A 14,055-nucleotide genomic window follows, 5' to 3' on the forward strand; every position below is an offset into this window, starting at 1 on the left:
CGTTCAAGACTGTACTACCTGCTCCGCTTCAGCCGCTGCGACCAGCTGCTGAAAAAGCCTTGGCGGAGTGTCGGCGGCCCCACCTAGGCTTGATGCATTCGCCTGGTCAGGTGTCTCAAAACCAACTAGTTCCTTTGGAACGTCATGTCGCTGCGCCTCATTCCGTTCGCCGACCCAGGTGTGCCAGACACCCGGTCCGGCCTCCGACTCATTCTCTGGCTCGAACACCAGCAGCTCCGTGGACAGGCCGTAGCGCTCTGCTGGGGCATGCTCTACTTCGGCGGCATCGCGGCCGCCCCCATCGCCGTCGGGCTGGCCGTCCAAGCGGTGATCGACAAGTCGTGGCCGAAGCTGATCGTGGCCGGCCTCCTGCTACTGGCGATGGGTGCCGCCAAAGCCGGCTCCGACGCGTTCTTCCACCGCGCCGTCGTCACCAACTGGATCAGTACTGCGTCCCGCCTCCAGCAACTGCTGTCACGCAAGGCGGCTGATCTGGGCTCGATGCTGACCCGCCGGATCGCCGCCGGCGAGGTCGTCGCCGTGAGCAGCGGTGACGTGGAGAAGATCGGCTGGTTCGTCGAGGTGCTCGGCCGGTTCGCCGCCGCGCTGCTGACCTGCTTCGCGGTGGTGATCGGGCTGCTCTTCTACGAGCCGCAGCTCGGGCTCGTGGTGCTCATCGCCGTACCGATCCTGGCCTTCTCGATCGTGCCGCTGATGGGCCCGGCCGAGCGTCGCGCCGATGCCCAGCGGGCCAAGGGCGGCCGCGCCACCGAGCTGGCCGCCGACACCGTCGCCGGTCTGCGCGTACTGCGTGGCATCGGTGGCGAGCAGCTCTTCCTCGACCGCTACCGCTCGGCCTCCCAGGAGTACCGGGCCAGTGCGGTCCGCAGCGCGCGGATGTGGTCGCTGATCGCGGCGATCCAGGTGCTGCTGTTCGGGTTGTTCCTGGTCCTGATCGTCTGGATGGGCATCGGCCTGGTCACCGACGGGAAGATCAGCGTCGGCGAACTCGTGACGACGTACGGGTTCATCACCTTCATGCTCGTGCCGCTGCACACGTTCGAGGAGACGGCGAGCGCGTTCATCTTCTCCAAGGTGTCCGCCCGGCGCGCTGCCCGCGTGCTGTCGCTGCAGCGGATGGACGACAGCAAGGGGACGGCGGCGGCCGAGGTGCCCGAGGGTGACCTGGTCGACCCGCTGTCCGGGCTCACTGTGCCCGCCGGGAGCTTCACCGCCGTGGTCTGTGGCAACCCGGATGCGGGTGGCCTGCTTGCGGATCGCCTGGGAGGTCACAGCCCAGAGGCCAACCCCGAGGACCCGTCTGTCCTGCTGGGTGGAGTTGCGCTGGACGACCTTCCGCTGGACTCGGCACGGACCGCAGTACTCGTGCAGGACAAGGATCCCGTGCTGTTGTCGGGCACTGTGCGCGAGCTGTTCGACGTACCGGCGAGTGAGGCCGTCTCGATCGAGGCAGCACTCGATGCAGCCCAGTGCGCTGACATCCTCGACGTACTGCGGCAGTCGCTGCCGGATGGCGGCACGGACGCCACAGCAGCAGTACTGACTGAGCGCGGCCGCTCCCTGTCCGGTGGACAGCGGCAGCGGGTCGCACTGGCCCGTTCCCTGTACGTCGACCCGGCGGTGCTCGTGCTCGACGAGCCGACGAGTGCCGTGGACGCCCACACGGAGGCGCGGATCGCGGACAGCCTGCGATTCCTCCGGTCGGGCCGGACCACAGTGGTGTTCACCTCGAGCCCGCTGATGCTGGACCGGGCCGAGCGCGTGGTGTTCGTTCCGGATGGGCAGGTCGATGCCGTCGGCACCCATCACGAGCTGCTGCACACCAACCCGCGGTACCGCGCGGTCGTCACCCGTGAAGAAGAGCCAACTCTCGAGGAGTCGCTGTGAAGCGCCCTGAGTACGACCCGGCAGCCCCGCAGGAAGCGGCTCGCCTGCCGGTGGCCGGCACCGCGACGGTGAAGGCCTATCTGAAGACGCTGTTCCGTAGGCACCGTCGTGCCTTCGGCTGGCTGACGCTGGTCAACGCGGTGGCGGCTCTGAGCGGCATGGTCGGGCCTTGGCTGCTCGGCAACGTCGTGGAGAAGCTGTCGGTCGGTGAGACCGATGTCGACCTTCCCTATGTGGTGCTGGGCTTCGTCTGTGCCCTTGCCGTGCAGACGGTGTTCGTGCGGCTCACCCGGCTCCGCGGCGCAGTACTGGGCGAGGAGATGCTCGCCGACCTGCGTGAGGACTTCCTGGTCCGTGCGGTTGCGCTGCCGCCAGGTGTGCTGGAGCGCGCCGGGACCGGCGACCTGCTGTCCCGGATCACCACTGACGTCGACCGCCTCTCGCACGCCATGCGAGACGCAGTACCGCAGCTGACCATCGCAGTGATCTGGGCAGGGCTGCTGATTGGTGCCCTGATCGTCACTGCGCCGGAGCTGGCCGTGGCTGTGGTGATCGCTGCGCCGATCCTGATCATCGGTGGCCGCTGGTACTTCCGCCGGGCACCATCGGCGTACCGGTCGGAGGCGGCGGGCTATGCGGCCGTCGCCTCGGCACTGGCCGAGACTGTCGACGCCGGCCGGACTGTCGAGTCGCACCGGCTCGGCAACCGCCGGATCAAGCGTGGCGACACCCGGATCGGCCAGTGGGTGGCCTGGGAGCGGTACACGCTTTACCTGCGGATGATCCTGTTCCCGGTCATCAACATGACCCACACGGTCGCGCTGGCCGCAGTACTGGTCATCGGTGGCGGGCTCGCGATCGAGGGCTGGCTCACTGTCGGCGCACTGACCACGGGTGCGCTCTACATCCAGATGCTGGTCGAGCCGGTCAACATGATGATCCGCTGGTACGACGAACTGCAGGTTGCCCAGGTCTCCTTGGCCCGGCTGGTCGGCGTGCGCGAGATCGAAGCGGAGCAGGCCGACCAGCAGGACGAGCCCGAGGGACGCACGGTGCTGGCCGACGAGGTCCGCTTCGGGTATCTGGAAGGCCATGACGTGCTGCACGGCGTCACGCTGACCGTCGAGCCCGGTGCGCGGGTTGCGCTGGTAGGCCCTTCTGGAGCAGGGAAATCCACGCTCGGCAGGTTGCTTGCCGGCATCTACTCGCCACGGCTCGGTGACATCACCCTGGGTGGGGCAGCATTGGACAAGATGTCGGCCGAGCAGGTGCGAAGCCATGTGGCGCTGGTGAACCAGGAGCACCACGTGTTCGTCGGCAGCGTCCGCGACAACCTACGGCTGGCCAGGCCCGCTGCGGCGGACGCCGAGCTGTGGACTGCGTTGCGGGCGGTGGATGCACATGCCTGGGTCGCCGGGTTCGAGCACGGCCTCGACACCGAGGTCGGGTCGGGCGGGGTCTCGTTGACGCCGGCACAGGCTCAGCAGGTCGCGTTGGCCCGACTGGTCCTGGCCGACCCGCACACGCTGGTCCTGGACGAGGCGACCTCACTGATGGACCCGCGAGCGGCCCGTCACCTGGAGAGGTCACTGGCCGGAGTACTGGAAGGCAGGACAGTGGTCGCGATCGCCCACCGGCTGCACACTGCGCACGACGCGGATGTGATCGCGGTAGTCGAAGACGGCCGCATCGTCGAACTGGGCGGCCACGACGAACTAGTAGGAGCCGAAGGACCCTACGCAGCCCTCTGGCACTCCTGGCACGGCGACCGCTAAACCAAACGAAGAGGGGGCAGGCAGCCAGCCTGCCCCCTCGGCTACTTTGCATGGAGTTGCAATGGACAGTGGGTAGTTGGGCTGGATCTGCGTGTGAGGATTGGTCTTGTGCTGACGACACTGCTTTCGCTGCCCACCGTGATGGCTTTCGATGTCGATCCAGCGGGCCGCCTGCTCGTCGGGTACGACGGCAGCGGGATCCGCCAGATCCATTTGGTGGAGGCGGATGGGAGTTGGCGGGCGCTGACGGCACTGGGCGACACGGCCCGGTCGGCGCGGTTCGTGCCGGAGAGTCGCCGGGTGGTTGTCGAGCACGACTCGGGTGGCGATGAGCGGGGCCAGCTCTCCGTGCTTGACCTCGACGACACCAGTGGGCCGGGTGGACTCCCTGTGCTCGCTCCACTCGTGCATGACCTGGCCTACTTCCATCACCTCGTGGATGCCAAGCCAGGAAGGGTTTTCTTCACCACCAATCGCCGCAACCAGGTCGACTTCGACCTGGTCATGCTGGATCTGGCCAGTGGCACCGAGACAGTCCTGTACGACGGCGGCGGCTACCTGGGCTCGGCGCATGTGTCGCCGGACGAGCGCTGGGTGGCCATCACGCTGGCCGGCGGCCCTGGCAACTCGGTGCAGCTGTTGCTGGTCGACGTCGCCGCCCGAGCCGTCACGGAGCTCACGGCGCACGACGACCCGACGTACCAGGAAGGGCCTTCGTGGTTGCCTGACTCCTCCGGGTTCGTGGTCGCCAGTGACGAGGGACGCGAGCGGCTGGCCCTACGCCGCTACGACGTCGGTACTGCGGCCTGGAGCGATCTCCTGGTCGACGACAAGCACGACCTGGCCGGCTGGGTCTGCCCGGACGGCGAGCACCTGCTGGTGGGGACTACCGATGACGGTGTCGTCACCATGGCGCTGCACAAGCTGGCGGACACCTCGTTCGTCGCGGACCTCGAACTGCCGACCGGTGGGTGCGCGGCGCGGCTGATCATGGCGCCGGATCCGCTGTGGTCGTTCGACGGCAGCTACGCGTTGCTCAACCACAGCTCGCCGGTGAACCCACTGTCGGTGTTCCGGTACACGCGGGCGACCGGCGAGGTCGTCGCGATCCAGAGCCCGGCCGGTCCTGAGCTGCCGGACGGTCTCACGCATCCCGAGAGCCACCGGGTCACCTCCTTCGACGGTGAACAGATCCCGGTGTTCGTGTACCGACCGATCGGTGGCGCCGCCAGCAGTGGCTCAGCCGTCGTCTGGGTGCACGGCGGCCCCGAGCTGATGGCGATGCGCGTCTGGAACCCGATAGTCACCGCGCTGGCCGCGGAGGGCCACACGGTGATCGTGCCGAACGTGCGCGGCTCAGCGGCGTACGGGAAACGCTGGTACACCCTGGACGACAAGGAACTGCGGCTCGACTCCGTGCGGGACCTTGCGGCGATCCACGACTGGCTGCCGTCGATCGCTGTCGATCCCAAGCGCACAGCGCTATGGGGCGGCTCGTACGGCGGCTACATGGTGCTCGCTGGCCTCGCCTTCCAGCCAGAGCGCTGGGCGGCCGGTGTGGACGTCGTCGGGATCGCTTCGCTCGTGACGTTCCTCGAGAACACCTCGGCGTACCGGCGGGTGGCGCGGGAGCGGGAGTACGGCGTACTGGCGGAGGACCGTGACTTCCTGGAGGAGGCGAGCCCGTTGAACCGTGTGGACGACATCCGGGCGCCGCTGTTCGTCATCCACGGCGCGAACGATCCGCGGGTGCCGCTGTCGGAGGCGGAGCAGATCGTCGATGCGCTCACCAACCGGGACGTGCCGTGTCAGCTGCTGGTCTACCCCGACGAGGGCCATGGCCTGCAGAAGCGCTCGAACCGGCTGGACGCCTACCCGCAGGCTTTCGCCTTCCTACGGGAGCACCTCAGCTGAGTGGCGGGAGTAGCGGTGTGAGGGTGCAGGCTGTCGCGTCCAGCTGGACCGGGAGCCCGAGCGGGATCGCCAAGTTGACCTCTTCATGTCCGATGGCGGCGCCCTCGACCATCGGTACGCCGAGGGGCTCCAGCCGCTCACGGACCACCTCGGAGACCAGTCCCTGATCGTCGGCCTCGCTGAAATCGCCGATCACCAGGCCGGTGACCTGATCGAACCACCCGGACCGCAGGAGCTGGGTGAGCAGCCGATCGACCCGATAGCCGTCCTCGCTCACGTCCTCAAGCACGATGATCCCGTCAGGTCGCGCGAAGGTCGGAGTACCGAGGCTGGCGGCCAGCAGCGCCAGGTTGCCTCCGAGCAGGCGACCGTCGGCAGTACCGGGCACGACGGTCCGTGCGGATCTGGGGGCGAGCAGGTCCTTGACCGACTCGGGCTCGAACAGCAGGTCGTGCAGCCGCTCGCGGCCCTCGAGTGCGCCGAGTTGTTCGACAGCCGCGGCCATCGGGCCGTGGATGGTGACCAGCCCTTGGGCGTTGAGCACCTCGTGCAGCGCGGTGATGTCGCTGAACCCGACCAGCACCTTGTCGACTCCGGCCAGCTCATCCAGGTCGAGGTGTTGCAGCAGCCGCTGTACGCCGTACCCGCCTCGTCCGCAGAACACAGCGCTGTACTGCGGATCCAGCCACGCAGCCCGGAAGTCGGCAGCTCGTTCGGCGTCGCCACCAGCCAGGTAGGGAAACCGCTCATGCCGGGTCAGCACTGAAGGCATGACGTCGACCTTCAAACCCCAGCCCAGGAGATGCTCGGACCCCTTCTCCAACCGCTCAGCCACCAACGGCCCAGCCGGCGCCACCACAGCCACCCGATCCCCACTGCGCAGCCGCTGCGGCCGCCTCACCTCAGTCATGCCCATGACGCTAGCTGCCTACCAGTCGATCTGCACGGTGGCGCTCTTGGTGGTGCCGTTGACTGTGACGCCTAGCTGGGCTGTGCCGGGGCGGAGGCCGGTGAGGAGGCCAGTGGCTGGGTCGTAGGCGGCTACTGCCCAGAAGGGCGCAGTACGGGTCGGGCCGATGTGCAGTAGGGACGAGCCCCACCAGTCGGCCGACACTGGAAACGACACCGGCACCCGACGGTTCTCCTGTACTACGGTCGCCGCAGCGGGCGCGGTCTTGCCTGCCTTGAGTGTGGTCGGTGCAGTCAGCTCGAGCGCGTCCACATGCGCCCGCAGCTCCACCTGGAACCAGGACCGCTCCGGCGCCGACCAGTGCCGCTCACCGGCAGCCGCCTCCTTCGCAGAGGGGTCAATACCGACCAGCGCCCACCCGGTGAAGCCACCGGCGTCAGGAGTAGCCGCCGGGCCCTTGCCCGAGTTGCCGGTCAGCGGCAGCAACACCCCATCGGTCCGAGTGGCTGCGAAGGTCCCGGCGTGCGCAGCCATGTACGCCGCACCCTTGCCCGTCGACGCGCGGAAGTCCGCGAGCCAGCGGACCAGCAGCTCCGCCTCCTTGCGATCGCCGAGCTGCGAGTTCTGCGTCGGCGACGGGTCGTCGATCGGGTGGTGCGCCATCACCACGACGTTGCGGATCGACCGGTTCGCCCTGGCGTCGTCGAGCTGCTGCTTGAGGTCGAGGATCTGCGCGAAGCCACCCGCCCGCAGCGATCCGAGCGACGAGTCGCGCAGGATGAACCGGGTGCCCTTGTGGTCGAACGTGCTGGTCGGAGCGCCGAACACCTTCGTCCACTCGGACAGGTCACCCGGCCCGTAGCTCTCGTGGTTGCCCGGCACATAGTGCACCGGGACCTTGCCCGCGACCTCCTCGTCGAGGATCTTCTTGGCCAGCGCAATGTCATTCGCGAAGCCGCGATCCACGAAGTCGCCATTGATCACCAGGAAGTCCGGGTTCTGCGCGAGTGCCTCGCGGATCGTCCGGCGGGCCTGCTTCACGAGGTCCGAGTCCGGGGCGTCGGCGGTGAACTGCGCGTCCGACATCACCGCGAACCGCCAGCGACCGCCGCCGGTCGCCGTACCGTCCGTGACGACCATCGGGTCGATCACCTTCGCCGGCGGCGCCATCGTCACCGGCGGAGCTCCACGCACGGTCAGGTCGTCGATCACGATCCGGCCGGAGTACTGGCGGGTCGGTACCGTCTCGACCACATAGATCCGCCAGAACCGCAGCGGCATCGTCAGCCCGGGTGGGATGTTCGCCTCGACGTACTTCCACCCGGTCCAGTCGACCGAGGCCGCGAGGTTGAGCGTCTGCGCCGATCCGCCCACGCCGGCGTACGCGTTCGCCCGCAACCAGGCACCCTTGCCATCGCCGTACACCCAGGCACCGAGCTTCTGCGGCTGTCCGGGCAATGTCTGCTGCGGAGTCTGCGCCAGGTACGCCGCCCGCGTGGCGGTGCTGCCGGTCAGCGAGTAGTCCAGCGCGATCGCCTGACCACCATCGTGGCCCTCGGCAACCGATCGGGATGCGGTCGCCGCTCCAGCCGGTACTGCGTTCGCCAGCCAGCGGGCCGGGTCGTCGACCTCGTCAACGATCTCGCTGGTCAGCCCGGCGGTGACGCTGAGCTGAGTGGTCAGCGAGCCGACCTTCGCGGTGACGACCGTCGAGACCGCATCGGCGCCGACCGCCTTCACGTCAAACCCGTTGCCTCGCGCAACAACTTCGACGAGCGCGCTGTCGTAGGTCAGCTTGACGTCCCGCGGTTCGATCCAGGTGGAGAACCCATCGGCGTCGAATCCGTTGACGGCGAAGAACCCCTTGGAGGTTGCGTCAGGCAACGACACCTGACGGGTCGAGGGCGCCAGCCGGACCGGCGTACCGATGACTGTCATCGCGAAACGTCCGCGCGCCGATCCCTTGGCAGCCGTCACGATCGCATCGCCCGCGCGACGGCCGGTGACGATGCCCTTGCTGCTCACACTCACGTTGCTTCCCGCCAACCAGTACGGCGTACCGGGTGCCGGCGCGTAGGTCTCGTCATGGCCGCGAGCGCTCAGGACGCGACTGAGGCCGGTGAGGACGCGGGAGCTCTTGGAGACATCCGTGTCGGCCTCCTCGGCCGCAGTACCGGCTGCCTCGAGCTGGAAGCCCTTGAGCTTGCCGGATCCCTGGACGGGAAGGAGCCCCAGCCCGTTCGGGACCAAGCGCTCGCCTCCGTCGGACGGGTCGTTGACGATCTCCGGCGCGGTCTCGCCGGGCGACCGCGCGAGCATCGTCGAGGAACCACCACCATCGAGGTTCAGGACGTCGTCGGCGCCGAGGCCGATCATGAGCTGACCCATCTCCTTCAGCGACAGCCCGCGCGATCCCGTCGCGCGGCCGTCGACCGTGAGCAACACCATCCGGCGACCGTTCTCGCTGAACCCGACCGCGGTCCGCGGCGCGAGATCGGCATCCGGTACGTCGGCCGGCACCTTCCCGTCGCGAGCCAGCTGCACGTTGCCGCTGATCGCGACGGCGGCATCCACGGCGTCGGCACGCGGACCGTACTGGACCTCGACCTTCTCGCCGGCCTCGAACGCGGTCAGCGCGGCGGCGCCGGTGTCGCGGCCGATCAGGGCCAGCTCGTTGGCGGCCAGCGGCGTCGTACCGGGGGTGGTGGCCGAGGAGACGACGACGCCGTCGCGGAGGATCACCTCGCGGACTGTCGGCAGGCCGTCGACGGTCCTCGTCCGGGCGGCGTCGCCCCACTCGGGCGTGTAGAGACCGATGCCGTTGGCGCTGACGCCTGGGGAGTTGAGGTTGGTCAGGTCGAGCTTGGTGGCGTCGTCGTCGGTCGCAGTTCCCTGCAGGAAGACCTGGGCGATCCGGCCGAGACCATCCTTGCCGATCACGGCGGAGTCGTTGTGCCCGGCGGCAGGGGCATTGACCAGTCGGCCGCCGCCACCGTCGCGCTCGATGCCGACGCCGAGGGGCGCGGTGGTGTCGTTGATGTCGAAGAAGTCGCCGTTGACGCCGGCGATCGCACCCTTGCGCGCGAGTTGCTGGCTCAGCGGCTGCCCACCCGAGACCTTGCCGGTGTTCACGTAGTCGACGGTCACGCCGTGCTGGTCGAGATCGGCGACCAGGATGTCACCGCGCAACCAGCCGCGCGCGTCGAGTCGCTCGAACGCGGTGTGACTCACCCCCGGCGCGATCGCGCTGTCTTTCCGGCTGGTCAGCAGTCCCTCGCCGGGTGGCGCGATCGCGACGTCGGGAATGCCCTGGGCCGGGTTGCCCGGCGGTTGGGCAAAGGCGGGATTGAGCGCAGTACCGGCCAGCAGGGCACCGGTGGTCAGACTGACGGCGGTGCGGCGGAACAGGACATGCCTGGACACAGGGGCCTCCTCGGCGTGGACGGACGCGGTCATCTGACGCCGTCTGCCCTACCGCCGTGTGAGGCGCGGGTGTACGCCGATCAACCGACCGGTGACAAAGTAACGTCTCCAGTCGGTTATCGGAAGATTATTGTCTGTTTCAGTCGAGAGCGACCGGGCGGCCGGCGCTCTCCCAGGCGTGCATGCCGCCGTCGAGGTTGATCGCGTCGCGGCCCTCGTTCGCCAGGAACTGGGTCGCCATCGAGGACCGGCCGCCGACCGCGCAGACGCAGAGCACCTTCTGGCCGAGCGGCACCTCGCCGACCCGCTCCTGCAGCTGACCGAGCGGAATGTGGACCGCGTCCTCGATATGCCCGCGGGCCCACTCGTCCGGCTCGCGGACGTCGAGCACGAACGCCTCGGCGAGCAACGCGTCATCGACGTCGGCCACCACCACTGCGGGAATCTCCGGAGTCTCGAACATGGACTCGATCATCGCAGCCCGCGCCGGTCACCGGCAGATCGGGCGTCTACTTGAGCAGCTTGGACAGCCGCCGGTCGGCCAGCGGCTTGCCGCCTGTCTGGCAAGTGGCGCAGTACTGCAACGAGGAGTCGGCGAAGCTGACCTCGCGGACGATGTCACCGCAGACCGGGCACTTCTGACCCTTGCGGCCGTGCACGCGCATGCCGCTCTTCTTCTCCGATTTCAGATCCTGTACCGCGAGGCCGGCTGAGCGGGCGACCGCGTCGCGCAGGGTCTCCTGCATCGCGTCGTAGAGCTGCTGGAGCTCGTCGGCGGTCAGGTTGGACGCGGGTTTGAACGGGCTCATCTTGGCCACGTGCAGGATCTCGTCGGAGTACGCGTTGCCGATGCCGGCGATCACCGACTGGCTTCGCAGCACGCCCTTCAGCTGGACCCGGCCGGCCGCCTTCAGGATCGCGCCGAACTCCTCCGTCGTCAGGGTGAACGGGTCCGGCCCGAGCTTGGCGATGCCGGGCACCTCGGCGGGGTCGCGGACGACGTACACGGCGAGCTTCTTCTGGGTGCCTGCCTCGGTCAGGTCGAAGCCGGAGCCGTCGTCCAGCACCACCCGGCAGGCGATCGGACCCTTGCCCGGCCGGACCAGCCCGGTGGACTGCTCCTCGCGCCAGCGCAGCCAGCCCGCGCGGGCCAGGTGGATGACCAGGTGGACGCCCTGGGCGGAGATGTCGATGAACTTGCCGTGCCGTTGCACGTCGTCGATCAGCAGGCCCACCAGCGAGGAGATCGGCGGGTCATAGGTCTTCAGCGCGCTAATGGCGGTGATGTCGGCACGCACAATCGCCCGCTCGACGGCACGTTCCCGCAGGAACCCCGCCAGCGACTCAACCTCCGGCAACTCGGGCACCCGTCAAGTGTGCCCTACCCCACCGACACTGCAAGGGAAAGAAGGGAAGGAAGGAAAGCGCGGTGGATGGGGCGGCGACTTGCACCCGGTACGGCGGTCGGTCAGGGTCTGGGTGTGACCGACGTACCGACCTTTCGCTACCACCCGGATCCGGTGGCCACCGGCGAAGTGATCACCAGCGACGACCGCTGCCGATGCTGCGGCCGGCAGCGCGGGTTCATCTACACCGGGCCGGTCTACAGCGAGGACGAGGTAGTCGAGGAGCTCTGCCTGTGGTGCATCGCGGACGGCTCGGCGGCGACCCTCTTCGAGGCCGAGTTCACCGACGTCATGAACGTCCCGGACGACGTACCGCGGCCGATCCTCACCGAGGTGCTCACCCGGACCCCCGGGTTCAGCGGCTGGCAGCAGGAGCGCTGGCTGTTCCACTGCGCCGACGCCGCCGCATACCTCGGCAAGGTCGGCTACGAGGAGTTGCAGGCCGTCCCGGAGGCGCTGGAGATGGTCCGGCAGGAGAACGCGCATTTTCCGTGGACCGGCGAGGAACACGAGAACTACCTGCGGACCCTTACGCCGATCGGTGAGGCCACCGGCTACCTGTTCCGGTGCCTGCACTGTGGGACACACCTGGCCTACACCGACCGGGCCTGAGGGGTAGCTACGGGGGATCACCCATGGGGAATGGTTGCGGGTACCGATACCTTCGTAGGAAGTAGAGAAGGAGGCCCCAGATGGGTTTCGTGAAGTCACTGGTCAAGGGCGCCGTGGTCGCCAAGCTGCTGCAGGTCGCGCAGCGCGAGCTCAGCAAGCCGGAAAACCAGCGCAAGGCCAAGGAGATGTTCAACAAGGTGCAGCAGCGCCGGAGCGGTCGCTAGGCGCTCGTTAGGCGCCCATCAGGCCTCAGCGGCGACGCGCTTGCAGGGTGTAGGTGGCGGGGAGACGCTCCGGTTGATCCGTGAGGCGCCACTCGCCCTGCTCGTCGCGCGCCATGTGGCCGGGCAGTGGGTCCCAGGGCGCGCTGTCGTGCTCTTCCAGGTCGGTCACGTCCAGGCCGGCCTTCTTCAGCGCCATGAAGATCTCCCCGAGCCCGTGGTTCCACTCATGGGTGACGTTGTGGCTGAACACGGCATCGGTCTCGACGTAGGTGCCGCCCTCGTCCCAGACCTGCGGCGCCTCGGTTTCGAAGTACGGGGCGTCGAGGACGATCTGGTTGCTGTCCTTCGAGACGCCGAGGGACCAGAGCATCGGATGCCCTTCCCGGATGAACAGCCGGCCGCCGGGCTTGAGCAGGCCCGCCACGACGGCGGCCCACCGCTCGATGCTCGGCAACCAGCCGATCGCGCCGATCCCGGTGAAGACCAGGTCGTACTGCGCCTCGCCCAGCACCGCGACGGCGTCGTACACGTCGGCCTGGTGGAAGTCGATCTCGTGCCCGAGCGAGTCGGCGAAGGACTGTGCCTGGGCAATCGCCGGGCCGGAGAAGTCCAGGCCGCTCATCTTGGCGCCCAGCCGCGCGAGGGACACCGTGTCGGTGCCGATGTGGCACTGTAGGTGCACCCCGCGCAGCCCGGAGATGTCACCCAGCCGCGGTACGTCGAACTGGACGACCTGGCTCAGAAACCGCGGATCGTCGACGAAGCTCTGCAGCATGTAGTCAGGCGACGCGGCGTGTGCGGGGACCCGTTCGTCCCAGCTGGCCCGGTTCACTGTGCGGTAGTCGTCCATCCGCCGACTGTGACACAGATCCCCGGGCCGGCGCCTGGGGTTTTCCCAATGGGGAAAGGCCTACTGGCAGTGTCTATTGAAAGGCCGTAGTCCAGATCCGCGCCTTGTAGAACTGCGCGCCCGAGCGGGTCCGGTCCGGCGAGGCGGAGAAGCGGACGGTCTTGTTCGCCCATTCGCGCGGCTGGGTGCCGTCACCCTTGACCGAGATCACCTCGCCCGACGAGTGCTTCACGTACGACTTGACGCTGCGCTCGGTGGAGATCTGCCGGGTCCGGAACGAGCCGCCGTCGGTGAGCAGCTCGTACACACCCTTGGTTGCGGTGAGCAACATCTTCTGGCGGTTCGAGTAGTCCGGCTGCAGGTCGTGCCCAAGGTTGCCGCTGCCGAGGCTGAAGTGGGCGGCGTACTTCAGCCGGGTGGCCCGCTTGCTGCCGGTCACCGCGTAGTGGCTGACCCTGTTCTTGCCGACCACCCACAGCAACTCGTACGTCGGGTCCCAGAGCACGCCATGTGCGCCGGCGTAGTCGATGGTCTGCACCTTCGCGAGGCTGCCCAGGTTGCCGACGCTGCTCGGCGCGTAGACGGTGAGCTTGCCGTCGGAGCTGGCCACGATCACCGAGCCGTTGCCCGGCACCCGCTCGATCGCGTGCGGGTTGCCGCCCGGCGTCGCCGACCAGGCCAGGTCGTTCAGCTCGGTGTCCTTCTCGCTGCCGATGTTCACGATGCCGGCCTTGCCGCCGGACGCCGCCATCAATGCGATCCAGCCCTGCGCCTCGGTGGCGCGGAACTTCACGTCCGACAGGTTGGCCCACGCGCCACCGCCCGGACTGAAGCTCCAGTGCCGGTTGGCGTCGGTGAACGCCTTGTTCTTGGCGAAGACGAGCACCTTGTTCTGGGTCTGCTCGGTAGTGCCGACGTAGTAGTTCGCGCTGGCCGCGGCCTGCGCCTGCTGCTGCCCGAGCAGCGCCGCCGCGGGCGCTGCCGCCAGGCCGAGAAGAAGGGTCCTGCGCTCCATCAAGTTGATCCTCCGTCA

11 protein-coding genes are annotated in these 14,055 nt (G+C 68.2%); 5 read left to right on the forward strand and 6 right to left on the reverse strand.

Translation table 11 applies throughout. From position 1 onward, the window contains the following. Positions 1-144: 144 nt before the first annotated feature. The 3 genes from A3ES_RS0130400 (at position 145) to A3ES_RS0130410 (ending at position 5,597) form a co-directional block, all read left to right on the forward strand. The gene (locus A3ES_RS0130400) at positions 145-1,908 is read left to right on the forward strand and encodes an ABC transporter ATP-binding protein (protein ID WP_020390621.1); all 1,764 of its coding nucleotides are present in this window, start codon (positions 145-147) and stop codon (positions 1,906-1,908) included. Further along, positions 1,905-3,683 (forward strand): ABC transporter ATP-binding protein, encoded by a 1,779-nt coding sequence (locus A3ES_RS0130405; RefSeq protein WP_020390622.1) that lies wholly within the window; start codon positions 1,905-1,907, stop codon positions 3,681-3,683. Before A3ES_RS0130400 ends, A3ES_RS0130405 begins: the two co-directional genes overlap by 4 nt. Before the next feature lie 108 nt (positions 3,684-3,791). Then, positions 3,792-5,597: a S9 family peptidase gene (locus A3ES_RS0130410; protein WP_020390623.1), complete on the forward strand. Its 1,806-nt coding sequence runs from the start codon at positions 3,792-3,794 to the stop codon at positions 5,595-5,597. Here the strand turns inward: A3ES_RS0130410 and A3ES_RS0130415 are convergent. The 4 genes from A3ES_RS0130415 to A3ES_RS0130430 form a co-directional block, all read right to left on the reverse strand. After that, the gene (locus tag A3ES_RS0130415; RefSeq protein WP_026163347.1) at positions 5,590-6,507 is read right to left on the reverse strand and encodes a S66 peptidase family protein; all 918 of its coding nucleotides are present in this window, start codon (positions 6,505-6,507) and stop codon (positions 5,590-5,592) included. The genes A3ES_RS0130410 and A3ES_RS0130415 overlap by 8 nt on opposite strands. An 18-nt stretch (positions 6,508-6,525) precedes the next feature. Then, on the reverse strand, positions 6,526-9,930 hold the full coding sequence (locus A3ES_RS0130420; protein ID WP_020390625.1) for a phosphodiester glycosidase family protein: 3,405 nt from the start codon (positions 9,928-9,930) through the stop codon (positions 6,526-6,528). A 139-nt stretch (positions 9,931-10,069) separates the two neighbouring features. Further along, positions 10,070-10,393, reverse strand: coding sequence for a rhodanese-like domain-containing protein (locus A3ES_RS0130425; RefSeq protein ID WP_020390626.1), 324 nt, complete (start codon positions 10,391-10,393; stop codon positions 10,070-10,072). A 46-nt stretch (positions 10,394-10,439) separates the two neighbouring features. Next, positions 10,440-11,297, reverse strand: coding sequence for a DNA-formamidopyrimidine glycosylase family protein (locus tag A3ES_RS0130430; RefSeq protein WP_020390627.1), 858 nt, complete (start codon positions 11,295-11,297; stop codon positions 10,440-10,442). Between the two features lie 66 nt (positions 11,298-11,363). On the opposite strand from A3ES_RS0130430, the gene A3ES_RS0130435 reads away from it, so the two are divergent. Together A3ES_RS0130435 and A3ES_RS55150 are read left to right on the forward strand one after the other, a co-directional pair. Beyond that, positions 11,364-11,948: a CbrC family protein gene (locus tag A3ES_RS0130435; RefSeq protein WP_020390628.1), complete on the forward strand. Its 585-nt coding sequence runs from the start codon at positions 11,364-11,366 to the stop codon at positions 11,946-11,948. An 80-nt stretch (positions 11,949-12,028) separates the two neighbouring features. Further along, the gene (locus A3ES_RS55150; RefSeq protein ID WP_020390629.1) at positions 12,029-12,172 is read left to right on the forward strand and encodes a hypothetical protein; all 144 of its coding nucleotides are present in this window, start codon (positions 12,029-12,031) and stop codon (positions 12,170-12,172) included. A 25-nt stretch (positions 12,173-12,197) separates the two neighbouring features. On the opposite strand, the gene A3ES_RS0130445 is transcribed toward A3ES_RS55150, so the two are convergent. Beyond that, positions 12,198-13,022, reverse strand: coding sequence for a class I SAM-dependent methyltransferase (locus A3ES_RS0130445; RefSeq protein ID WP_020390630.1), 825 nt, complete (start codon positions 13,020-13,022; stop codon positions 12,198-12,200). A gap of 73 nt (positions 13,023-13,095) precedes the next feature. Next, positions 13,096-14,037: a DUF6528 family protein gene (locus tag A3ES_RS0130450; protein ID WP_020390631.1), complete on the reverse strand. Its 942-nt coding sequence runs from the start codon at positions 14,035-14,037 to the stop codon at positions 13,096-13,098. Between the last annotated feature and the right edge of the window lie 18 nt (positions 14,038-14,055).

Origin of the sequence: Kribbella catacumbae DSM 19601 (assembly GCF_000372465.1) — a bacterium.
Classification (GTDB): Bacteria; Actinomycetota; Actinomycetes; order Propionibacteriales; family Kribbellaceae; genus Kribbella; species Kribbella catacumbae.